This is a genomic window from Senimuribacter intestinalis (assembly GCF_943192965.1).
Lineage (GTDB): Bacteria > Bacillota > Clostridia > Peptostreptococcales > Anaerovoracaceae > Senimuribacter > Senimuribacter intestinalis.
In genome coordinates this window covers 24,388-47,352 of the sequence record NZ_CALPCF010000010.1, presented here as the reverse complement: position 1 = coordinate 47,352, position 22,965 = coordinate 24,388, and the positions used below count along the sequence as shown (strand labels likewise).

General features: G+C 43.5%; 23 protein-coding genes. All 23 read left to right on the top strand.

The genetic code is table 11. The features are described from left to right. Nucleotide 1 precedes the first annotated feature (1 nt). The 23 genes from cobM to NFR88_RS09640 all read left to right on the top strand — a co-directional run bounded on the left by cobM (nucleotide 2) and on the right by NFR88_RS09640 (nucleotide 22,866). Nucleotides 2-751 (top strand): precorrin-4 C(11)-methyltransferase, encoded by a 750-nt coding sequence (cobM, locus tag NFR88_RS09750; protein WP_251615581.1) that lies wholly within the window; start codon nucleotides 2-4, stop codon nucleotides 749-751. Beyond that, nucleotides 751-1,752, top strand: coding sequence for a cobalt-precorrin 5A hydrolase (locus tag NFR88_RS09745; protein WP_251615579.1), 1,002 nt, complete (start codon nucleotides 751-753; stop codon nucleotides 1,750-1,752). The genes cobM and NFR88_RS09745 overlap by 1 nt, the downstream gene beginning before the upstream one ends. Nucleotides 1,753-1,760: 8 nt before the next feature. Next, complete coding sequence (locus tag NFR88_RS09740) at nucleotides 1,761-2,753, top strand: glutamyl-tRNA reductase (RefSeq protein ID WP_160202210.1); 993 nt, start codon at nucleotides 1,761-1,763, stop codon at nucleotides 2,751-2,753. Further along, nucleotides 2,754-3,485, top strand: a complete 732-nt coding sequence (gene cobJ / locus NFR88_RS09735) for a precorrin-3B C(17)-methyltransferase (protein WP_251615576.1) — start codon at nucleotides 2,754-2,756, stop codon at nucleotides 3,483-3,485. After that, a complete protein-coding gene (gene cobK / locus NFR88_RS09730; protein ID WP_251615575.1) occupies nucleotides 3,466-4,251 on the top strand; it encodes a precorrin-6A reductase in 786 nt (261 codons plus the stop codon). The genes cobJ and cobK overlap by 20 nt, the downstream gene beginning before the upstream one ends. Beyond that, nucleotides 4,241-4,705 (top strand): precorrin-2 dehydrogenase/sirohydrochlorin ferrochelatase family protein, encoded by a 465-nt coding sequence (locus NFR88_RS09725; protein ID WP_161907530.1) that lies wholly within the window; start codon nucleotides 4,241-4,243, stop codon nucleotides 4,703-4,705. The genes cobK and NFR88_RS09725 overlap by 11 nt, the downstream gene beginning before the upstream one ends. Further along, nucleotides 4,705-5,601, top strand: a complete 897-nt coding sequence (hemC, locus tag NFR88_RS09720; RefSeq protein ID WP_251615571.1) for a hydroxymethylbilane synthase — start codon at nucleotides 4,705-4,707, stop codon at nucleotides 5,599-5,601. The genes NFR88_RS09725 and hemC overlap by 1 nt, the downstream gene beginning before the upstream one ends. Then, on the top strand, nucleotides 5,577-7,052 hold the full coding sequence (cobA, locus tag NFR88_RS09715) for a uroporphyrinogen-III C-methyltransferase (protein WP_251615568.1): 1,476 nt from the start codon (nucleotides 5,577-5,579) through the stop codon (nucleotides 7,050-7,052). Before hemC ends, cobA begins: the two co-directional genes overlap by 25 nt. Then, on the top strand, nucleotides 7,045-8,025 hold the full coding sequence (gene hemB / locus NFR88_RS09710) for a porphobilinogen synthase (RefSeq protein ID WP_251615565.1): 981 nt from the start codon (nucleotides 7,045-7,047) through the stop codon (nucleotides 8,023-8,025). Before cobA ends, hemB begins: the two co-directional genes overlap by 8 nt. Beyond that, nucleotides 8,025-9,287, top strand: a complete 1,263-nt coding sequence (gene hemL / locus NFR88_RS09705; protein WP_251615563.1) for a glutamate-1-semialdehyde 2,1-aminomutase — start codon at nucleotides 8,025-8,027, stop codon at nucleotides 9,285-9,287. The genes hemB and hemL overlap by 1 nt, the downstream gene beginning before the upstream one ends. 9 nt (nucleotides 9,288-9,296) lie before the next feature. After that, nucleotides 9,297-10,499: a precorrin-6y C5,15-methyltransferase (decarboxylating) subunit CbiE gene (gene cbiE / locus NFR88_RS09700; RefSeq protein WP_251615559.1), complete on the top strand. Its 1,203-nt coding sequence runs from the start codon at nucleotides 9,297-9,299 to the stop codon at nucleotides 10,497-10,499. Continuing rightward, nucleotides 10,489-11,862 (top strand): cobyrinate a,c-diamide synthase, encoded by a 1,374-nt coding sequence (locus NFR88_RS09695; protein ID WP_243151123.1) that lies wholly within the window; start codon nucleotides 10,489-10,491, stop codon nucleotides 11,860-11,862. Before cbiE ends, NFR88_RS09695 begins: the two co-directional genes overlap by 11 nt. Then, complete coding sequence (cbiB, locus tag NFR88_RS09690; RefSeq protein ID WP_251615556.1) at nucleotides 11,838-12,800, top strand: adenosylcobinamide-phosphate synthase CbiB; 963 nt, start codon at nucleotides 11,838-11,840, stop codon at nucleotides 12,798-12,800. The genes NFR88_RS09695 and cbiB overlap by 25 nt, the downstream gene beginning before the upstream one ends. Further along, nucleotides 12,800-13,864, top strand: a complete 1,065-nt coding sequence (locus NFR88_RS09685; RefSeq protein ID WP_251615552.1) for a pyridoxal phosphate-dependent aminotransferase — start codon at nucleotides 12,800-12,802, stop codon at nucleotides 13,862-13,864. The genes cbiB and NFR88_RS09685 overlap by 1 nt, the downstream gene beginning before the upstream one ends. Then, nucleotides 13,857-15,302, top strand: coding sequence for a cobyric acid synthase (locus NFR88_RS09680; RefSeq protein ID WP_251615549.1), 1,446 nt, complete (start codon nucleotides 13,857-13,859; stop codon nucleotides 15,300-15,302). The genes NFR88_RS09685 and NFR88_RS09680 overlap by 8 nt, the downstream gene beginning before the upstream one ends. Before the next feature lie 13 nt (nucleotides 15,303-15,315). Next, on the top strand, nucleotides 15,316-15,852 hold the full coding sequence (locus NFR88_RS09675) for a cob(I)yrinic acid a,c-diamide adenosyltransferase (protein WP_160202199.1): 537 nt from the start codon (nucleotides 15,316-15,318) through the stop codon (nucleotides 15,850-15,852). Further along, nucleotides 15,852-16,478 (top strand): precorrin-8X methylmutase, encoded by a 627-nt coding sequence (locus tag NFR88_RS09670; RefSeq protein WP_251615547.1) that lies wholly within the window; start codon nucleotides 15,852-15,854, stop codon nucleotides 16,476-16,478. The genes NFR88_RS09675 and NFR88_RS09670 overlap by 1 nt, the downstream gene beginning before the upstream one ends. Before the next feature lie 78 nt (nucleotides 16,479-16,556). Beyond that, the gene (gene spoIVA / locus NFR88_RS09665) at nucleotides 16,557-18,053 is read left to right on the top strand and encodes a stage IV sporulation protein A (RefSeq protein ID WP_251615544.1); all 1,497 of its coding nucleotides are present in this window, start codon (nucleotides 16,557-16,559) and stop codon (nucleotides 18,051-18,053) included. Between the two features lie 368 nt (nucleotides 18,054-18,421). Then, nucleotides 18,422-18,931 carry a sigma-70 family RNA polymerase sigma factor gene (locus tag NFR88_RS09660; RefSeq protein WP_251615542.1) on the top strand — a complete coding sequence of 170 codons (510 nt, stop codon included), beginning with the start codon at nucleotides 18,422-18,424 and terminating at the stop codon, nucleotides 18,929-18,931. Nucleotides 18,932-18,964: 33 nt separating this feature from the next. Continuing rightward, nucleotides 18,965-19,636, top strand: coding sequence for a DUF4367 domain-containing protein (locus tag NFR88_RS09655; RefSeq protein ID WP_251615541.1), 672 nt, complete (start codon nucleotides 18,965-18,967; stop codon nucleotides 19,634-19,636). Nucleotides 19,637-19,806: 170 nt separating this feature from the next. Beyond that, nucleotides 19,807-20,310, top strand: a complete 504-nt coding sequence (locus NFR88_RS09650; RefSeq protein ID WP_371874465.1) for a hypothetical protein — start codon at nucleotides 19,807-19,809, stop codon at nucleotides 20,308-20,310. Between the two features lie 11 nt (nucleotides 20,311-20,321). Continuing rightward, nucleotides 20,322-21,101: a hypothetical protein gene (locus NFR88_RS09645; RefSeq protein ID WP_251615539.1), complete on the top strand. Its 780-nt coding sequence runs from the start codon at nucleotides 20,322-20,324 to the stop codon at nucleotides 21,099-21,101. A 4-nt stretch (nucleotides 21,102-21,105) separates the two neighbouring features. Further along, a complete protein-coding gene (locus NFR88_RS09640; protein WP_251615537.1) occupies nucleotides 21,106-22,866 on the top strand; it encodes an ABC transporter ATP-binding protein in 1,761 nt (586 codons plus the stop codon). Nucleotides 22,867-22,965: the final 99 nt, after the last annotated feature.

The window sequence follows — 22,965 nt, the reverse complement described above, 5'->3', positions numbered from 1 at the left end:
TATGATTTATTTTATCGGAGCAGGTCCGGGCGCTGCAGATTTAATTACTGTCAGAGGGGCGGAGCTTCTAAAGAAAGCAGACGTTATCATTTATGCAGGTTCTCTTGTGAATCCGGCACTTTTAGATTATGCTGGTAAAGACTGTAAGATTTATAACAGTGCCAAGATGACTTTGGAAGAGGTTATTGCGGTGATGAAAGAAAACAAGGGAAAGGAAGTAGTTCGGCTCCACACAGGAGATCCTTGTATCTACGGCGCGATTAGAGAGCAGATGGATATTTTAGACCGGGAAAATATGGAATATGTTTCTGTACCCGGCGTCAGCTCCTTTATCGGTGCAGCAGCAGCATTAAATGCAGAATACACTTTGCCTAATGTGAGTCAGACAGTCATTTTGACAAGAATGGCAGGAAGAACCCCGGTTCCTGAGAAAGAAGAAATTTCTAAACTGGCTGAACATGGAGCAACCATGGTAGTATTTCTGACCTCCACCATGCTGGCTGAGCTTTCTGAACGACTCATTGCAGGTGGATACGCACCGGACAGCCCGGCGGCGATTGTTTATAAGGCAACCTGGCCGGACGAAAAGGTGGTTCGCACCACGGTGAAGGATATCGCAAAAGCTGCAGAAGAAAATGGTATCAATAAAATGGCGCTGATTATGGTAGGCGGTTTTTTAGGCAGCGAATACGAGCGTTCTAGGCTCTATGATCCGTCTTTTACTCATCTGTTCAGAGAGGCGACAAAATAATGAAAAACATCAGTATTCTGGCATTTACGGCTAGAGGACAAAGCCTGGCAGAGAAAATTGCAGAAAGGCTGAAAGAGACGTGCAGTGCGGAGATTTTCGATAAAAGAAAAGAAAGCGCGAGAGAATATCTGAAAGCAAACTTTGAGAAAAAAGACACTTTTCTCTTTATCTGCGCGGCAGGCATTGCCGTTCGCCTGATTGCACCGCTGATTAAAACCAAGGATCAGGATCCGGCAGTAGTAGTCATGGACGAGTTTGGCAGATTTTCCATACCGCTGCTTTCCGGCCATCTGGGCGGCGCAAATGAAGCGGCGGCAGAGTTTGCAAAGGTGACGGGAGCGGAGCTGGTGCTGACTACGGCTACCGATATCAACGGACAGTTCGCAGTAGATGTATGGAGTAAATATGCAGGCTGTCATATTATGGATATCAGCAAAATCAAGTTGATATCATCAGCGATTTTGCGAGGAGAAAGGGTGGGGATTTCCAGCGCATTTCCCTTTGAGGGAAAATTGCCGCAGGCTCTGACTCTCGATGAAACGGAAAGTGGTATTTGTGTCAGCCTTGCCGGAAATCAGAATGTTTTTCAAAATACCATTAATCTGGTGCCGCGCATTGTTACAATCGGTGTCGGATGTCGTAAAGGTGTCAGTGCAGAGGCTTTTGAAAGATTTATTTTGGAGCAGCTGGCAGATAAGCACATTGCGATTGAAGCGGTAGAGCAGCTGGCATCTATAGATTTGAAGAAATATGAGACCTGTATTCTGACATTCTGCGACAAATATGAGATTCCTTTGGTTACTTATACGGCAGAGGAGCTGCAAGAAGTGCAGGGGTGCTTTGTACCATCAGCACTGGTCAAATCAGTAACGGGTGCTGATAATGTTTGTGAGCGCAGCGCAGTACTGGCGAGCAATTACGGAACAAAAATATTATCAAAGACCAGTGGAAGCGGCTGTACCTGCGCCCTGGCTATGAGAGATTGGAAGTGTAATTTTTGAATATCATTATGTCATATATTGATTATAACATGGCGGGGCTTAGAGAAAGAGAGATATTCTCCTGTACAAAGACGCAGACTGCAGAGCTTTATGATAAGCTGAAGGAAAAAGAGGAGATACTGGGGGCAGTTCTCATCGCCACATGTAACAGGACAGAGCTATATCTGTCTCTCAAGGACGAAGCAGTATTAAACCCTTTTAAGGAGCTTTGCCGGATGATAGGGGTTGAGTATGGGACTTACGCCTATATGAACCGGACACTGACAGGCGATGATGCGATTATCCATCTGTGTAAAGTGGCAGCGGGTGCTGAATCTCAGATTTGGGGCGATGATCAGATTGTGACACAGGTAGATGATGCGCTGAAAGCTGCCCAAAAAGCGGGGGTGACAGATACTCTGCTCAATGTCATTTTCAGAAATGGTGTCAGTGCGGGAAAAAAGGCAAAAACTCTGGTGGATTTCAAGTTTGATGACAATTCAACTGCTTCTCGGGCGGTCAAACTGATTCGTACCAATCCGGCACTGAAAAAGGTGCTGGTCATCGGAAATGGAATGATTGGACGTCTGGTTGCGGAAATTCTGGTAAAAGAGGGCTTAGAAGCGACGATGACCCTTCGTCAGTATAGGCATGGAGAAAACATCATACCGCAGGGTGTGAAAACCGTCAACTATGGGGAACGTTATCATGCGATAGAGACGGTTGACGCTGTTGTCAGTGCAACTTTAAGTCCCCATTACACTGTATCTATGGAGGAAATCAGCCGGTTGAGCAGAGTACCGGAGGTGTTTATTGATTTGGCTGTACCCAGAGATATTGACCCAAGGGTGGAAGAACTTGCGCATGTGCGTTACTATGATATAGATAATTTGGGCACAGATGTGAGAGACACCCGTATGGAACAGCAAATGAAAGAAATTGAATTGATTATAGAAAAATACATGGACGACTTCCACAAATGGTATAGCTTCAGGGAGCGTCTGTCGAAAGAGGATATCTAAATGAAAATATATGTAGTGGGCATCGGCCCAGGTAACAGGGAATATATGACGCCGCAGGCGAAGGAAGCCATTGAGAAAAGCGATGTTATCGTAGGCTACACTCTGTATGTGGATTTGGTACGAGAGCTTACAGAGGGAAAAGAAGTTAAATCGACTGCCATGAAGCAAGAGGTGGATCGCTGCAAACTGGCGCTGGAATCTGCTCTGAAAGGAAAAACAGTGGCTTTTGTCTGCAGCGGAGATGCTGGCGTTTACGGAATGGCGGGAATTATGGCAGAGGTTGCAGCAGAGCATCCTGAGGTGGAAATTATTACTGTGCCGGGTATTACAGCAGCCTGCAGCGGTGCAGCAGTTTTAGGAGCACCGCTGATTCACGACTTTGCAGTTATTTCTCTGTCAGACCTTTTGACTCCGTGGGAAAAAATTGAAAAAAGACTGCGCCTTGCGGCAGATGCTGACTTTGTGGTCTGTCTTTATAATCCGAAAAGTAAGAAACGTCACGATTATGTCGACAAAGCAGCAGAGATTATGAGCGCTTTCAAAGGCTGGGATACGCCCTGCGGTTATGTAAAAAACATCGGAAGAGATGGCGAAACAGGGGTGGTATGCACTCTTGCTGATTTAAAAAATAATGAAGAAATAGACATGTTTACCACTGTCTTTATAGGAAATAGTCAGACGAAAGTCATCAACGGAAAGCTGGTAACACCTCGTGGATATCAAGACGTGTAAGAAAAAAAGAATACTGGTCTTTGCGGGAACTTATGAGGGTCATCAGCTGGCAAAGGCTTTTGCGGAGAGGAAATGGCAAAGCGGTGCGGATTTCTGTGTTGCTACGGATTACGGAAGTGAAATGCTGACAGATATACCGGGGCTTTCTGTTCTTGAAGGAAGGTTGAACCTTTCAGAAATGGAAGAGCTGATGGCTGCCGGAGATTACGGTCTTGTCATTGATGCGACACATCCTTACGCAAATCTTGTCACAGAAAATATTCGAGGAGCCTGTGAGAATCAGTCGATTTCATATTTGAGGCTTCTGCGAGAAAAGGGAAACACCGCAGGTGAGGGTATCATAGAAGTCGCTACCATCGAAGAAGCTGTGAATTTTTTAAATCGAACTGATGAGCGGGTGCTGCTGACGACCGGTGCCAAAGAGCTGTGGAAATATAGTAAAATGAAAGGTATCCAGGAAAGAGCAGTTGCAAGAGTGCTTCCATCGGTTTCATCTGTTGAAAGCTGTATAGCAGCAGGTATCGCTCCAAAAAATATTATCGCTATGCAGGGTCCTTTTATAAAGGAAATGAATCTGGCGGTTATGAAACAGTACGGCTGCCGGTGGCTTGTGACAAAGAATACGGGAAAACCAGGCGGCTTTGATGATAAATTGTCGTGTCTGGAAGAAGGCTTCGGAATTATTGTGATTGGAAGACCCAGCGAGGAGGCAGGATATTCCTTTGAAGAGGTGTTAAGAAAGGCAGCGGACTATTATGAAAAATAGATATTTTCCGGTCTTTGTACCATCTGAGGGGAAGATGGTAGTTGTATTTGGCGGCGGCAATATCGCAACCAGAAGAGTTAAAACTCTGCTGGAATTTGATTTTGAAATTACTGTCATAGCGCCGGAGACTTCCCAGGCGCTGAAAAATCTGACGGCAAATGACAGACTGACTTTGATTACGGACATTTATAATGAAGAATATTTGCATGACTGCTATATGGTGCTTGCCTGTACTGATAACAGACAGGTAAACAAGCAGATTGGAGATGCGGCAAAGAAACGGAACATTTTGGTAAGTGTCTGTGATAATAGGGCAGAGTGTACATTTTATTTTCCGGCTGTCGCAGCGGGAGATGAGGTTACTGCAGGTATCTGCGGTAGCGGACTTTCTCACAGCGTTACGAAAAGAGCTGCAGCAAAAGTAAGAGAAATCATAAAAGGAAAGGCATACTGATGAAAGTAATCGTAGGAAGCAGAGAAAGCAAGCTGGCTGTGATTCAGTCAGAGATGGTGATAGATGCCATTAGAAAATTCGACAGCACCATTGATGTCGGATTGGTGACTATGAAGACCACCGGCGACATCATATTAGATAAAACGTTGGATCAAATTGGAGGGAAAGGTCTTTTCGTCAAGGAGCTGGATAAGGCTTTGATGGAGAAAAGAGTTGATTTAACAGTGCATAGTCTGAAGGATATGCCGATGGAGGTGGATGGCGATTTGCCGCTTCTGGCGTTTTCCGAAAGAGAAGACCCAAGAGATGCGCTGGTTCTGCGGGCAGGTCTTGAAAGGCTGCCGCAAAATCCAATCATAGGCTGCTCTTCAAAGAGAAGGAAATTACAGGCGCAGAAACTGTATCAGACAGCGGATATCAGACCGATTAGAGGCAATGTGCAGACACGCCTTGCAAAACTGGACGAAGGACAGTACGATGCTATTATTTTAGCCTATGCGGGGCTGAAAAGACTAAACCTTGAAGCGCGAAGCAGCAAGTTGTTTTCTACTGAGGAAATTCTGCCGGCTGCATGCCAGGGAATTTTGGCAGTACAGGGAAGAAAAGGCTATGAGGTTCCTTTTCTTAAGGATTTCACAGATGAAGAGGCAAGATTAGTCGCATTGGCAGAAAGAAGCTTTGTCCGCACTTTGGACGGCGGCTGCAGTTCACCGGTTGCAGCATATGCTGTGATTGACGGTGATGAAATCACGATAAAGGGCTATTATGTAGATGAAGAAGAGAACCAATACATAGATGAAATAAAGGGCAGCAAATATCAGGGAGAGAGTTTGGGAAGAGAGCTTGCTCTGAGGATGAAAGGAGGCAGCGCATGGGCACAGGAATCGTATATTTAGTAGGTGCAGGTCCAGGAGATAAGGAACTGCTTACAATGAAGGCTGTGCGGCTGATTGAGGAAGCGGACGTTATCGTCTACGACCGGCTAGTCAGTGAAAGCATTATGGAACTGATTCCAGATTGCTGCAGACGCATCGACGTAGGCAAAAATGTAGGAAATCATCCGGTCCCTCAGCATGAAATCAACAAAATCCTTCTGAAAGAGGCACAGGCCGGTCAAAAAGTAGTGCGGCTCAAAGGCGGCGACCCATTTGTCTTTGGCAGGGGGGGAGAAGAACTGGAACTATTGGCAGATAACGGAATCCCCTTTGAGGTAGTACCGGGCATCACATCGTCTATTTCTGTGCCGGCCTATGCAGGCATTCCGGTAACGCACAGAGATTTTTGCTCGTCGCTGCACATTATTACAGGGCATGCAAAGGAAGGCGCCGAACTTGCTATCGATTTTGACGCGCTGGTACGGCTCAAAGGAACACTGATTTTTATGATGAGTGTGTCGACAGTAGGCCGCATTGCAAAAGGTTTGCTTCTTGCAGGTATGGAAGAAGATATGCCTTGCGCTGTAATCGAAAACGGAACCTATACAAAGCAGAGAAAGTTCATTTCAGATTTAGCACATATAGAGGAAGCTGTAAGGCGTAATGGGGTGAAATCTCCGGCAGTCATTGCTGTTGGCAGAGTCTGCTCTCTCTCGGACAGATTTGACTGGTTTGATGGAAGACCACTTAAGGGCAGGCGAATTCTGGTGACACAGCCAAAAAGTAAAGCTTCAAAGCTTGAACAAAAGCTGCGGAATCTGGGGGCGGAAACGAAGCTGTATCCTTGTATCAGGACCGATTTTATCAGACCTATAGCACCTGATTTTGAAGGATATGACACGCTCGTATTTACCAGCACCGAGGGCGTTCGCTCCTTCTTCAGCTGGCTTTTGGAGCAGGGGAAAGATGTTCGGGCGGTTTCCGATAAGCGCTTTGCATGTATCGGTAGCGCCACAGCAGCAGCCCTGAAGGAATTTGGTCTGACAGCGGATTTTCTGCCTTCTATATATGACGGTGAAACTTTGGGACGAGAGATGGTTGCAACGGGATTTGTGAACAAAGACAGTAAAGTGCTGCTGCTGCGCGCAAAGATTGGAACAGCCGATTTGACTGATGCTCTTGATGAAGGAAAAATAGACTACCTGGATTATCCGGTTTACGATACTGCATATGTAAAACATGAGGAGATTACAGATCTGGAAGACTGGGACTATGTGACTTTTACAAGTAAATCCTGTGTGGATGGTTTTGTGAAGACACAGAGCAGAGAGCATTTTGCAGGGGTAAAAGCCCTTTGTATTGGCAAACAGACTGCAGCAGAAGCCGCAAGATTTGGCTTTGATACAGTCGTTTCAAAGATAGCTACTATCGATAGTATGGTAGAAAAGGTAAGGAGTAAATACAATGATTAACAGACCGAGAAGACTTAGAGCAAATCCGCTGATTCGCGGTATGGTGCGGGAGACCAGGGTGTCAACTGACAGCCTGATTTATCCTATTTTCTTTGAAGAAGGAACTGATATAAAAGCTGAAATTTCCGCGATGGAAGGGCAGTATCGTTACAGCCCGGATAGAGCAAAGGAAGTCATCGACCAATGTTTGCAGCACGGCGTTAATAAGGTGCTGCTGTTTGGTATTCCAAAGGAAAAAGACGAGAAGGGCAGTCAGGCTTATGCCGAAAACGGCGTGGTTCAGCAGGCTGTACGCGCGATAAAGGAAGAATACGGAGATCAGATTTATGTGATTACCGACGTGTGTATGTGTGAATATACTTCCCATGGACATTGTGGTATTCTTTGCGGACATGACGTAGACAATGACGAAACTTTGAAATATCTGGCGGCTACGGCAGTTTCTCATGCGGCGGCAGGCGCTGATATGGTTGCACCTTCTGACATGATGGACGGAAGAATTGCTGCGATTCGCGCAGGCCTTGACGAAAATAGCTTTAAAAACGTGCCGATTATGAGCTATGCAGTGAAATACGCTTCAAAATTTTACGGTCCGTTCCGTGAAGCTGCAGGCAGCGCACCTTCTTTTGGCGATAGAAAAACCTATCAGATGGATTTTCACAACATTAAGGAGGGTATGAAAGAGGCAATCATTGATGAAGAAGAAGGTGCAGATATTCTCATGGTAAAGCCGGCGCTTTCCTATCTGGATGTAATCAGAGAGCTTTCTTATGAAACCAATCTGCCAATTGCAACCTACAGCGTCAGCGGTGAATATGCTATGATAAAAAATGCTGGCAAAGCAGGGCTTGTGGATGAGTACGGTATCATGTGTGAAACGGCAGTTTCCATGTACCGCGCAGGTGCAGACATCATCATGACCTATTATGCCATGGAAATTGCAGATGCGATAAAGAGAGGAGATATCGGCTAATGAAGAGTTCACAGCAGCTATTTGACAGAGCAAAAAAGGTGATGCCCGGCGGTGTCAACAGTCCGGTAAGAGCCTTTAAGTCCGTAGGTTTAACACCGCGATTTATTGAAAAAGCCTGCGGCAATAAAATTTACGATATCGAAGGAAATGAGTATCTTGACTATGTGGGCTCTTGGGGCCCGATGATTTTAGGTCATGCAGATCCGAAGGTGATTGCCGCTGTACAGCAGAGAGTCGGCAAGGGCCTCAGTTTCGGTGCATGTACAGAACTTGAGGTGGAACTGGCAGAACTGATTTGCGACAATATTCCTCACGTAGAAATGATTCGTATGGTAAACAGTGGTACTGAGGCAGTCATGAGTGCGCTGCGCCTTGCCAGAGGCTATACGAAAAAGAGCAAGATTATCAAATTCGAAGGCTGCTATCACGGACACAGCGATGCTATGCTGGTAAAGGCAGGCTCCGGCGCCATGACCTTTGGCGATCCGGATAGCGCAGGTGTAACCTGCGGTGCAGCAGCGGATACACTCCTTGCGCGGTATAATGACCTTGCCAGTGTAGAGTTTCTCATGGAAAAAAACAGAGACGATATTGCTTGCGTCATTGTGGAGCCGACAGCTGCAAATATGGGCGTTGTACCTGCAGAACCTGGATTTTTACAGGGGCTGCGTAATTTATGCGACCGATTCGGTGCACTTTTGATTTTTGATGAAGTGATAACGGGTTTTCGTCTTGCTTTTGGAGGAGCTGCTGCGTACTTCGGTGTGACGCCGGATTTAGTGACCTATGGAAAGATTATCGGCGGCGGTATGCCGGTGGGAGCCTATGGGGGCAGAAGGGAAATTATGGAATGTGTTTCACCTCTTGGCAGTGTGTATCAGGCAGGAACTTTATCGGGAAATCCTATCGCTATGACTGCAGGCATTGAAACACTGCAGCAGCTGCTAGTTAACCCTTCCATTTATGATCGAATCAATGAAATGGGACAGTATCTGGCAGACGGTCTGCGCAGCGCCAGCGGCTTTACGGTAAATCACATAGGCTCGCTGGTCTGCATGTTTTATACAAAGGAGCCTGTCACAGATTATGACAGCGCTTGCAAATCGGACACGCAGGGATTTGGTCACGTGTTCAAAGAGCTTCTTGAGGCAGGCATCTACGTGGCACCGTCACAGTATGAGGCGATGTTCATAAACAGCTGTTTTACAAAAGAAGAACTGGATTTCACCATTGAGTCTTATAAAAAGGCATTGAAGAAATAGGGAAGTTTTATGAAAGTAATTGTTGCAGGCGCAGGTCCGGGGGCTGCGGATCTTTATACAGACAAGATGATACAGGCGGTACGTTCTGCCGATTTGGTGCTGACAGCAGGCAGACTTTATGATTCGCTTTCGGCGCTGACTGACAAGGTGCAGGTGATGGGAGTTATGGACACTGTTTCTTATATTAACGCCCATGGGAAAGAACCTATAATCATATGTGTTGCAGCTTCCGGCGATACGGGATTTTACAGCATTGCATCCACCATAGCAAAAAATGTAAGACCCGAAATTGAGATGGAATTTATCAGCGGTATCGGCAGTTTGTCCTGTTTTATGGCAAAACTGAAACTGGGCTATGAGGATATAAAGACGGTAAGTCTTCACGGCAGAAACAAATCTATCGTGCCATATGTTTGCTATCATGAAAAGGTGTTTGCTCTGACAGGAGGCACGCTTAAGGTACAGGATATTGCAAAGCAGCTGCGTAAGGCGGGACTCTCCAATGTTACGATGTATATCGGAGAAAATTTATCCCTTGAAGAAGAGAGAATATTGACGGGAAACCCAGCGGATTTTGCGGAGATGGAATTTGACGACTTGTCAGTTATAGTTGTCGAGAATAAAAATTATGCAAACCGATATAAAACCTTAAAAGATGAGGATTTTGTCAGAGGAAAGAGTCCTATGACGAAGGAAGCTGTACGGAACTTAGTGCTGTCAGCCTTGGAAATAGAGCCGACCGATGTTGTTTACGATATTGGAGCAGGCACTGGCTCTGTGACCTGCGCAATGGCGTACAAAGCTTTTGAATCCACGGTTTACGCAGTGGAAAAAAATTCTGAAGGGGTGGAACTGGTAAAACAGAACATGGCGGCAACCGGTGCAGGAAACATTGTAATAAGGAATGCGCTGGCGCCCGATGGTCTTTCTGATTTTCCGCCTGCTGACAAGGTGTTTATCGGTGGCAGCACAGGAAATCTCACAGAGATTATGGAAGCCGTTCTTGCAAAAAATCCGGCGGCAGTCTTTGCAGTCACTGCGGTAACGCTGGAAACCATTTCTCAGACAACTGAGGTGTTTAAGGAGCTGCAGATGGAAACCGAGGTAGTCTGTGCCAACATTGCCACCGCAAAAAAACTGGGAAATTATCATCTTATGCAGGCAGACAATCCGGTATATATCATCAAAGGAGCAAGGAAACTTGAAAACTAAAGTAAGTCGAATTATGCTGGTAGGAAGTGGCAGCGGCTGTGGTAAAACCACTGTGACCTGCTCTCTTTTACAGGCGCTTTACAGCAGAAACATCAAAGCCGCCAGCTTTAAATGCGGTCCCGATTATATCGACCCTATGTTTCACAGTGAGATTTTGGGAACAAAATCCAGAAATCTGGATTTATTTCTGTGCGGTGAAAATACGGTGAAATACCTGCTTTCCGAAAATGGAAAGGGTTCGGATATTGCTGTCATAGAAGGGGTTATGGGCATGTATGACGGTTTGGGGTTTTCTGATGACACCTGTTCGGCTAACCACATTGCAAGAGTGACAGAAACGCCGGAGATTCTCATTACAGGGGTCAGGGGAAAGAGCCTGTCCCTTTTGGCGGAGCTTTCTGGATATATCAATTTTGCAGAGAATCGGATAGCGGGGGTGATTCTAAACCACTGCTCAAAAGCTATGTATCCTTTTTATAAAGAGATGATTGAAGAAAAACTTCATTTGCGCTGCTATGGATATCTTCCAAAGCTTCCTGAGGCGGAAATTGGCAGCAGACATCTGGGACTGGTTACTGCCGAAGAAATAGAAAACCTGAAAGAAAAGATGGAAGTCTTGGGAAAGGTGGCTGCCGAAACGCTGGATTTGGAAGGAATTTTAGAGCTGGCACAGTCGGCGGCTGAAATAGAGTGCGAGGAAATCTGCGTACCACAGGTATTGGAAAAGCCGGTCTCCATTGGGGTAGCCCGCGATAAAGCTTTTTGTTTTTATTACGAGGACAATTTTACTTTACTTAAAAAAATGGGGGCGGAATTGATACCTTTTTCACCCCTTATGGACAAAGAACTTCCAGACGGGATTAGCGGCGTGATTTTAGGCGGCGGCTATCCAGAGGAGTATCTTTACGAGCTGTCTTCTAATGAGTCGATGCTTGAGTCTGTCAGAAGCGCAGCAGCCGGCGGCATGCCGGTTTATGCAGAATGCGGCGGCTTTATGTATCTGGGAAAGTCCATAGAAAAAGACGGAAAAATCTTTCCCATGGCGGGCGTTCTTTCCGGTCAATCTGTGATGACGAAAAGTCTGGTTCGCTTTGGATATAAAACGCTGACTGCAAACAGTGACAATCTAATGTGCGGGAAAGGGGACACCATTGCCTGCCATGAGTTTCACTACAGTGACAGTGATATGAACGGTGAAGGTTTTACTGCGGAAAAGGGAAAGAGACACTGGCAGGCTGTCTGCAGCAGTGAGACAATTTTCGCTGGATATCCCCATATTCACCTGTGGAGCAATCCTGCTTTTGGGGAGAATTTTGTAAGGAAATGTGAGGCATATAGATGGAAACAGTCATCATCATTTTAATTGCTTTTTTGCTGGACTGTCTTTTTGGCGATCCGCCGTGGCTGCCGCACCCCATTCGCCTGATTGGCTTTTTCATTACGAAGGGAGAAAAGCTGCTTCGTGCTTTGTTTCCAAAGAACAAAGGCGGTGAAATCGCAGCAGGAGCAGTGCTGGCAGTAAGTGTTCCTGTGCTGACCTTCGGGTTATGCTGGGGGCTGCTGCAGGCAGCTGCAATGGTTCATGTTTATCTGAAATATGCGGTGGAAACTTTGCTTTGCTATCAGATTTTTGCGGCTAAGTCGCTCAAAGACGAGAGTATGCGTGTTTATCACCATATTGAGGCGGGCGATCTTGCAGGTGCGCGCAAATATCTGTCCTACATTGTGGGAAGAGATACGGAAGATCTTGATTTTAGGCAGATTACCAAGGCTGTGGTGGAAACAGTGGCGGAGAACACCTCTGACGGCGTTATTGCGCCTATGCTGTTTATGGCAGTGGGCGGCGCGCCCCTTGGTATGCTTTATAAGGCGGTTAATACGCTGGACTCCATGGTGGGCTATAAGAACGAGAAGTATATCAATTTTGGCAAAGTGTCTGCCATCAGCGATGATATTTGGAATTATATTCCGGCAAGACTGACTGCTTTTGCTATGGTGGCGGCAGCATTTTTTACCGGCTTTGACGCAAAGAATGGACTGAAGATTTACAGAAGAGACAGAAGAAATCACGCCAGCCCCAACAGCGCCCATCCGGAATCTGTCTGTGCTGGTGCATTGCATGTACAGCTTGCCGGTGACGCATATTACTTCGGAAAACTTTACAAGAAAAAGACCATCGGCGATGATGACAGACCAATCGAAGCATCCGACATCAAAAACACCGTGAAGCTGATGTATGGTGCAGCGATTTTATGCCTCATCATCTTCCTTGGGATTAGAACCTGTTTGGAGTTACTATAATGAAAGAAATACATGGCGGAAATATTTATAAATACGACCACAAGGTCTATGACTTTTCAGCTAATCTCAATCCTCTCGGCATGCCGGAGGAAGTGAAGACGGCGATTGCAGAACATATAGACCGGTACGAAAGCTATCCTGACCCGCAGAACAGGGAGCTGACTGAGGCGCTTAGTTTGTATCACAGTGTGCCGAAAGAGTGTATCTGCTGCGGCAATGGGGCGGCAGACATCATCTTTCGTATCGCTTTAGGCTTGCGACCGCAGAAGTCACTTGTTCTGGCGCCGACTTTTTCGGAGTATGAACAGGCGCTGAAAACTTGCGGCAGTACTGTAGTCTATCACTTTCTTGCAGAGGAGAAAGGATTTCGGCTGCAGGAAGATGTGTTAGAAGCTATTGATGAGAGTATGGATATGATGTTTCTTTGCAATCCTAACAATCCGACTGGTATACCGACAGAGCGGGAATTGGTGCTTGCTATTGCGCAGAAATGTGGAAGATGCGGTGTTACTTTAGTCATAGACGAGTGCTTTACAGAGTTTTTGGACGAAGAAGAGCGCTATTCGGTTATGGCTGATGTGCAACGCCTTGAAAACGTTATTATTTTAAAGGCATTTACAAAGATATATGCTATGGCTGGACTTAGACTGGGATATTGCATCTGCGCAAATACTGTACAGGCGGAAATCATCAGAGAGACGCTGCAGCCTTGGTCGGTATCGACTGTAGCAGCAAAAGCAGGCTGTGCGGCACTTGAGTTGACGGGGTTTGTGGAGAAAACGAAAACATATATCAAAGAAAATAGGGAGTTTCTTGTAAAAGGATTGATAGATTTGGGCTACAAAGTGTATAATACAAAGGCGAACTATATTTTTTTCAGAAGTGCCAGGGATATCCGAAAACCGCTGGAAGCCTTTGATATTATTGTAAGAAGCTGCAGCAATTATATTTCTCTTGATGAGCAGTATTACCGAATCGCTGTAAGAACCAGAGAGGAAAATATTTATTTTTTAAAGTGTCTTGGAGAAATTACAGAGGGAAGAGAGGAACCTATCCATGGCTAAAACAATTATGATACTGGGAACCTGCTCTAATGCCGGAAAGAGTGTGGTAACTGCGGGAATTTGCAGAATCTTAAAGCAGGACGGCTATAAAGTAGCTCCCTTTAAAGCGCAGAATATGGCGCTGAATTCCTTTATCACCAAAGATGGTATGGAAATGGGCAGAGCGCAGGTGATGCAGGCGGAGGCATGTCAGATTGAACCGGACTGCCGTATGAATCCTGTGCTGCTCAAGCCGACCAGCGACAAGGGCTCGCAGGTCATTATCAACGGGGAAGTGTATGGCACTCTGACTGCAAAAGATTTTTACAGAGAAAAAGGAAGATTTCGTGAAAATATCAGACAGGCTTTTGAGAGTCTTTCCAGGGACTACGATGTTATCGTCATGGAGGGGGCGGGAAGCCCTGCGGAAATCAACTTAAAAGAAGAAGATTTGGTGAACATGGGCATGGCAAAGATGGCGGATGCGCCGGTGCTTCTTGTAGGAGATATTGACAGAGGCGGCGTTTTTGCTTCCTTAGCAGGTACTATGCTGCTCTTTGACGAGGAAGAAAAAGAAAGAGTCAAAGGTGTAATCATCAATAAATTCAGAGGTGATGTGACAATTTTGGAACCAGGGCTTCGCATGCTGGAAGATATCATTTCCGTACCGGTGGCAGGCGTAGTTCCTTATATGGAACTGGATCTTGACGATGAGGATAGTCTGACTGACCGCTTTGCAAACCGTAAAGGTGAGGTTCTTGTGGATATCGCTGTCATTCGCACGCCGAGAATATCCAATTTTACCGACTTTAATCCCTTTGAATATATTGACGGGGTGGGCGTAAGGTACGCAGGGTCGGTTCATGAGCTGGGAAATCCGGATCTCATTATACTGCCGGGCACAAAGAACACCATGGCAGATCTTTTGTGGCTGCGTCAGTCAGGGCTTGAGGCTGCCGTTTTGAAACACCATGCCAAGGGAAAGCCGATTTTCGGCATCTGCGGCGGATTCCAAATGTTGGGACAAAGTCTGTCAGATCCAAAGGGTGTGGAACATGGAGGTCAGATGAGCGGAATCGGTCTGCTCCCCCACAGTACTGAATTTGGGAATGAGAAAATCAGAACCAATGCGACAGGGGTACTATCTGACGTAGATGGCATTTTTGCTGCTCTGTCAGGCAAAACATATCAAGGCTATGAAATCCACATGGGCACCTCGGGCGCCAGTGGCAATATCATAAACGATGGAAATGTTTACGGCACCTATATTCACGGCATTTTTGACAAAGAGGAAATTGCAAAAGCCGTCATAGAGGCTCTTCTGGCTGAAAGAGGCATGGATTTTACTGATGTAAAGGCATTTGATGTTGACGCGTATAAGCAGGTGCAGTATGATATTCTTGCAGACAATTTACGCGCTGCACTGGATATGGATTTGATTTACAGTTTGATTAGATAACAGGAGGAAGAATATGAAAAAGAATGATTTAGGCTTAGTACACATTTATTGTGGTGAAGGAAAGGGAAAGACAACCTGTTCTGTGGGTCTTACTGTAAGAGCCTGCGGATACGGTCTCCACGTTCTGTTTATGCAGTTTCTGAAATCCGGAGACAGCAGCGAGCTGAAGATTCTAAAGAGTCTGCCGGGCATTGAGGTACTGGGAACGAAACCGATTAAAAAGTTTTCCTTCCAGATGACTGAAGAAGAAAAGGAAGAAACCAGACAGATTAATGCAGAGCAATTTGCAGATATGGTAAAAATGCTGGAAAACGACCACTACGATATGCTGGTGCTGGACGAAGTGCTTGGCTCCATTGAAGCAGGACTTCTCGACGATCAGCTGATTGTGAACTTTTTGAAGAATCGTCCGGAGCAGCTTGAGGTCGTAATGACCGGCAGATATCCAACTGCAGAGCTTGAGGAACTTGCTGACTATGTTTCCAGAATCGACAAAGTAAAGCACCCTTACGACAAGGGAATTCCGGCAAGGGCAGGTATTGAAGCATAATGAAAATTGAAAATATTAAACCTAATCAAATAGAAGCAAAGAGTTTTGAAATGATTGGAGAAATTCTCGGCGACAAGAAACTGGATTCTCGCTATGAGGCGGTGATTAAGCGCTGCATTCATACCTCTGCAGATTTTGAGTATGCGGATAGTTTATACTTTACAGATGGTATTATTGAAACCGTGCAGGACGCCATCCGAAACGGCGCATATATTGTAACGGATACCAAGATGGCGCAGGCGGGCATTAACAAGAAACGCATCGAGGCATACGGCGGGAAGGTGCTTTGCTTTATCGGAGACGAGGATGTGGCGCAGGAAGCAAAGGCAAGAGGTGTAACCCGTTCTCTGGTCAGCATGGAAAAAGCGGCGCAGCTTGATCGCCCGGTTATTTTTGCAATCGGCAATGCGCCCACTGCGCTGATTTCTATCAGTAATTTAGTAAAGGCAGGAAAGCTTAGACCTGCGGCAGTCATCGGCGTACCGGTGGGATTTGTCAATGTAGTAGAATCTAAGGAGCAGATTATCAAGCTTGGGGTGCCTGCCATTGTGGCACGGGGCAGAAAGGGCGGAAGTAATATTGCTGCAGCCATTATCAATGCAATCCAGTACAAAATTGAAGACTAAAACTTTTACAAAACCGTCATATCCATGGCGGTTTTTTCATATATTCTGAATAAGTTATGTGAGAAAGAGGATGAAGGTATGACTGATGGAAATATTTATAAGAGTATAGCGGAGAGAACCGGCGGAGAGATTTATGCCGGTGTGGTAGGACCTGTCAGGACGGGGAAATCCACATTTATCAAAAGATTTATGGAACTGTTTGTTGTGCCGGGTATTGAAAATACATATGCCAGAACCAGGGTGGTGGATCAGCTGCCCCAGAGCGGCGACGGCAGAACCATTACGACGACGGAGCCGAAATTTGTGCCGGAAGAGGCAGTCAAAGTAAAAATTAATCATGCAGCCATGGAAATCAGACTGGTAGACTGTGTGGGATATCTGGTACCTGGTGTCCTTGGACATCAGGAAGATGGAAAAAGCCGCATGGTAAAGACACCGTGGGATAAAGCGGAAATGCCTTTTGAACAGGCGGCAGAGAGGGGAACCGAGAAAGTCATCACCGACCATTCCACCGTCGGCATTATGGTAACCTGTGACGGCAGTTTTGGGGAAATTCCAAGAGAGGCTTACGAGGGGGCAGAAGAAAAGACTGTTTCTCAGCTGAAGGCGCTGGGAAAGCCTTTTGTCATTGTGCTGAACAGTGCGATACCGGCATCTAATGCATGTCAGAACCTGGCAAAAGAACTTTCGGAAAAATATGCAGCGCCGGTGATTGCGGCTGATTGTGCAGTAATGGATAGAAGTGTGCCGGAGCAGATTTTTGATGAGCTTTTGAAACAGTTTCCAGTCAGTGAAATCTTTATTGACTTGCCGGAATATATGGATGCGCTTTCTCAGAACCACTATATTAAGGCGGGGATTGTCAGGACTGTCTGTGAGTGGATGGACGGCATAGATACCATCAGTAGTGTGGAACAGACGGTACAAATGCTTTCTGCTAATGCCCATGTGAAGGAAGTGTCTGTTCAGCATTCCGAAATGGCTACGGGCAGAGTGTACATCGATGTCAAGCTGCAGGAAGGACTTTATTATCAGATTATGGAGGAACTGCTCGGTCAGCCGGTACGAAGCGACAGAGAACTGTTTATGCTCCTTTCTGAATACGCCGGTGCAAAGCGCGCCTACGACGATATGGCGCAGGCTCTTGAAAAAGTAAAATCCACCGGATATGGAATTGTTCATCCAAAACTGTCACAAATGAATCTGGGAAAGCCGGAGGTCTTTAAACAGGGCAGCAAGTATGGCGTGCGACTGGTCGCTTCGGCACCTTGTCTGCACATGGTGAGAACCGATATCAGCACGGAGATTTCACCTATTGTGGGGACGGAACAGCAGTCTGCGGATTTGGCAAAATATCTGATGGAAAAGTTTGATGTAGCGGAGAATGCTGAAGGTACTGAAAGCAGCGATATCTGGGATACCAATCTCTTTGGAAAATCCCTGCAGGAGCTGGTGGCAGAGCAGATGGAAGGTAAGCTGACCGCAATGCCGGAAAGCCTGCAGGTCAAGGTGCAGAGGTCACTACAGAAGATCAGCAACGAGGGGAAGGATTATTTTATCTGTATTATTTTATAAGTGTGGAGCGGAGGACTGCCAGGGCAGTCCTCTTTTTCTTATGTGACGGCAATATCATTAGCTTGCGGTGAAAAGAGCAGCGACAATCTGGACAGGGTGATGAAGCGTGCATTGGGAGTATATTGGGATAAAGGCTATATTTAGGATAACAGGACAAAATAAGATTAAACAGGAATATATCTGGTTAAAGGTGAAACTAGTTAAATATGATATAGTAAGTTATGCGGCTTACAGTATTTAAAAATAGTTCATATAATATGAATTTTAAATCAATTTTATTTATGGTATGAATCTTGCGTGATATTCATAATAGAAAGTTTTTTATCTGAAATGAATCGTAGTAAAGGATTATTTAGGAGAATCTAGTTATGGGAGATGGCAAGAAAAAGTATGAATCGTTTGAAGAATTATATGCATCAGCTCATCGGTTGGTATACTTATTTATCAGAGATTATACAAATGACTGGTATACGGCTGAGGAACTCTCTTCGATTATATGGCTTAAAGTTGCAGAGCAACCAGAATTCTATCTTGAGCATGAAATTTTATGGGTTCACAATTATATTAGAGTCATGGTAAAGAATGAGTTCTGTGAACAGTATAGAATTCAGGTAAGGCGAAATAGGAGTCTTGAAAAAGTTGCAGAGCTTTCAGACATTCCTAAGTCGGCAGAAGAAGAGATTATTCTGAAAGAGAATCTGGAAAGATTATATAATATAAGGATCGGTCTATCTGTGGAAGAAAGGCAGCTGCTTGATTTAAGATTTGATCAGGAGCTTAGTGTAAAGGAAACTGGAAATGCCATGGGACTTAAACAAAGCACAGTAAAAATGCGTCAGCAGAGACTTTTAATGAAGCTAAGAAGGATGTTGGATTAAATCGTTGAAATAATAAAGATAATGAGGAACAGTATGAGAGAGAAATTTAATTTACCTGAGGATATGTATTTTCAAAAAGATGGGGAACCGATTAGTATTATGGATATCGAGCCGGATCCAAAAATTTTAAATCTAGCTAGAGAATTTGATGAAAAACAAGCAAAAAAGAAAAAAATACAGCGTAAAAGGCATTTTGTGCAAGTTGCAGCAATGATTATGGTTTGCTTCGTGACTTTTTCGGCAATTACGCTGGAAAGTTCTGATGCGTTTAGGCTGAAAATTTATCAGATTTTCTCTATTCAAGATGAGGGTTCAGCGGCTCTTCTTTCACAGGATGAATATGATTTGATTGGTGACTGGAAGGATTACTGGTATCCGACATATATTCCAGAAGGATTTGTTTTACAGGCTGCAGAAAAAACTGAGTTTGAAAAAGTTATGTTGTTTTCTTCAGATGCGAGGGAGGAGTGCCGTATTCGAGAAATTCCTATGGATGCGGCTATAACTGTAGATACAGAACATACTTCTATTGAAGAAGTTAAAATAGGTTATCATAATGGATTCTTGATGGTTACTGAAGAATATGATTCTTTGAGTATTTATTGGTCAACTGAAGATAGACAGCTATGTATTGAAATGACAGGAAAGCATGATAAAGATACACTGCTAAAAATAGCTGAAAAAATGGAATATAGAGAAAGATAAGGTAAAAAGCGCTTAAGGGAACCTGGTTTACCGGTTGTGACCGGAATTTACATTGGCAATTAAAATCACAAGGAAAGTTTACATTACAATTATATTTAAGAAAAATATTTACGAATTATGGCTATGATATTGGGCAGATTGGTACCGAACCGTCATCTTTACTTTTTGGAATGGATGATTCATTCCCTTTTGGATATGATTCAAACGTTAATATTACAGATAAATTCCTAATAGAATCAATTAATAGCAGTTTGTTTCATATTGATAAAAAAGGTAAAGACCTTATATTAACAGGAAGCCAATCAGGAACAGTCCCTATGCTATATAATCATATAGAACAAACTCATTTAACGCAATTGGAGTTTTTACTTGGAACAAATCCAGATATAGTCATTTTATGTGTCAACTTATTCGATAATATTGATTACATAAAACGTACAATCTGCGCAATTGAGAGTTTAGTGGACTGTACAGTTTTATCGATTGTTGTTTCTCCTCTAACGTATCCTAATGACTGGCAAATTATGTTAACACAAAAAATTTTAGCTAATGAAGCTGAAATCAAAGCATATAAAGAAAAGGTCGCTGAGGAAACAAAGAAGAAGGTTTACACATTAGGTGTAATGGTTGAAATGGAATCACTAGTTCAGGAGTGTATTGATTTCTTATCATAGGAGTTGCTATAATGACAAAAGATACAGTTAATCTAAGAGAAAATGCTGCTTTTTATACTAAGATTTATCCAGGTGTATATTGGATTCCTGTTAATACATTGGGAAAAAGCCGACTTACAAATGAAGATATAGAGAAACTGAAAAATAAATCTCCAGAGATTAAGCGAGAGAAAATAAAGAATCTTTATGAATTAATACAGTTACTTCAAATTGGAGGATTTGAAGTAGTAGATGATAATATTTATGAGCAGCATAATGGTTTGCAATGGGAAAAGCATAGGACTGGATATGATGCTGTGCGATTAAATCAAGGCTGTTGTGCATCAGTTGCTAGTTTTGGAAACTACATTTTGGAAGGAAAGTATGAGGAGGTAGGATTAGTTGGGATTTCTTCTCTTTCAGGTAATGGGCATGTAGTGAATTACATAATGCATCATTCTTGTATTTATATTATAGATTTATTTGCAATGACGAATAAATTTGTATCTGAAATCTGTGTGGAAACAGGTTTTAAACGAGATTATATAAAGACAAGTATTCCAACGTCTATTTTGATGAAAGTGGATAGCTTTGAAGATTTTGCAAATTTTTTTAGTAAGTTTATGTATTTGAGAAGTAAAGAATATCTTTTTTTTCAACATTCCAGTGTGGAATGTTCACAAATTGCGGTCAAAATCCATAAAGGTAAAACGATTATTTTTCTGCCTAAAACAAATTGTATAAAAGAAATTAAGTATTCAAAGAACAGTCCACATATGGAAGTATGTTGGATTGAGGACAGGGAGGAGTAGAAGTATGTTTAAGAGTTTTCGGTTTTTATTGAAACTAATTTGGAAATTTAATAAAAAGTATATTTTTTATGCGGCTTCATTTCAGTTGGTAACGGCATTAGTGCCACTGATTAGCGTCATTATGCCCAAGTATATTATTGATGAATTGACTGATTTACAACGGCTAGAGTATCTGGGCATATATGTAGGGATTCTCGTGTTAACTAACTTTGTGGGAACAATTCTTCTTGCCTTTTTACGTGGTGCTATGTTTACATCGAAAAGTGAAGTATTTAATGATTTTCAGTGTATGATGGCAGAAAAACTAGTCACTTGCGATTTTGAATCTCTAGAAAATCCAGAATTCTTAGATACAAAAGAAAAAGCCCATAAGATTTTATATGCGGATGGAGATGGGTTTGGTATGGTTTTAGATTACGCATTTAATATTGTGGGTAAAATTTTTGTCTTTGCTGGACTGATCGCTGTACTTAGCACATTGAATGTCGGAGTTGTATTCGTTTTCGTCATACTGGTTTTATTAAATAGTTTGGTAGAATCTCGTGTGCAAAAGAAATATGTTTCATGGGATATGGAGAAAGCGCCGATAGAACGTAGAAGTCTGTATCTTTTAAATGCTATTGAGAATTTTGAGTATGGAAAAGAAGAACGAATTTATAATTTAAAGGAGTTTCTAATTCGCAAGATTTCAAAGCACTTAGGTGAGTCTGACGCATTTTATAAAAAACAAATAAGAGTAATGAATAAATCTCAATATTTTACCGCATTTACTTCGTTAATTCGTGATGGAATTACCTATGCTTATCTGATTTTTAATGTATTAAGCCGCCATATTCAAATTGGTTCATTTGCAATGTATTTAGGGGCAGTTGCACAATTTTCAGCAGCGATGAACGATGTTATGTCTAGCATTGTTGGAATTAGGCAGTTCGGCATGTATTATGAGGAACTGGAGAAGTATGTAAATATGCCGCAGAAAATGAGACATGGAAAGCAACTTCCTGAGGACAATGCAGCGGGGTATACGATTCAGTTTGAAAACGTATCTTTTAAATATCCAGGGGCAAGTACTTATGCGCTTAAAAATGTAAATATTACTATTTCTCCTGCAGAAAAGCTGTCCGTTGTGGGTGAAAATGGAGCAGGAAAAACAACTTTTGTAAAACTGTTGACTAGATTGTACGAGCCTACAGAGGGACGGATTCTGCTTAATGGGGTCGATATAAAAGAAATTGAGTATGATGCATATCAAAGTTTGATGGCAGCAGTCTTCCAGGATTTTAGGCTGTTTTCCTTTACATTAAAGGAAAACGTTTGTTTCAATCAAGAGTGTGATGATACAGAAATTATTGATTGTCTGCAGCGCAGCGGTTTTGGCGACAAGTTGGAGAAACTTCCTAAAGGAATTTACACTAGTATTTATAAAAATTTTGAAGAGGATGGATTCGAACCATCGGGTGGCGAAGGGCAGAAGATTGCTCTGGCAAGAGCACTATTTAAGAATACGCCTGTAGTGATTCTGGATGAACCGACGGCTGCACTAGACCCGAGAGCAGAATACGAAATGTATCAGCATTTTAACGATATGAGTAAGGGTAAGACGACAATATTCATTTCACATCGTCTATCCAGCAGTAAATTCTGTGATAAGATTGCAGTTTTTGTTGATGGAAAGATTGTAGAATATGGAACCCATGATGAACTGTATCAGGCAAATAAGTTGTATCGCGAATTATTTGATATGCAGGCAAAATTTTATCAATAAAAATTTTACACCTATAGATTAAAACAAGATTAAACAGGCATATATATGTTTTAAATTAAAATAGATAAAGTTTGATATAGAAAGTCATGAAGTCTGGGG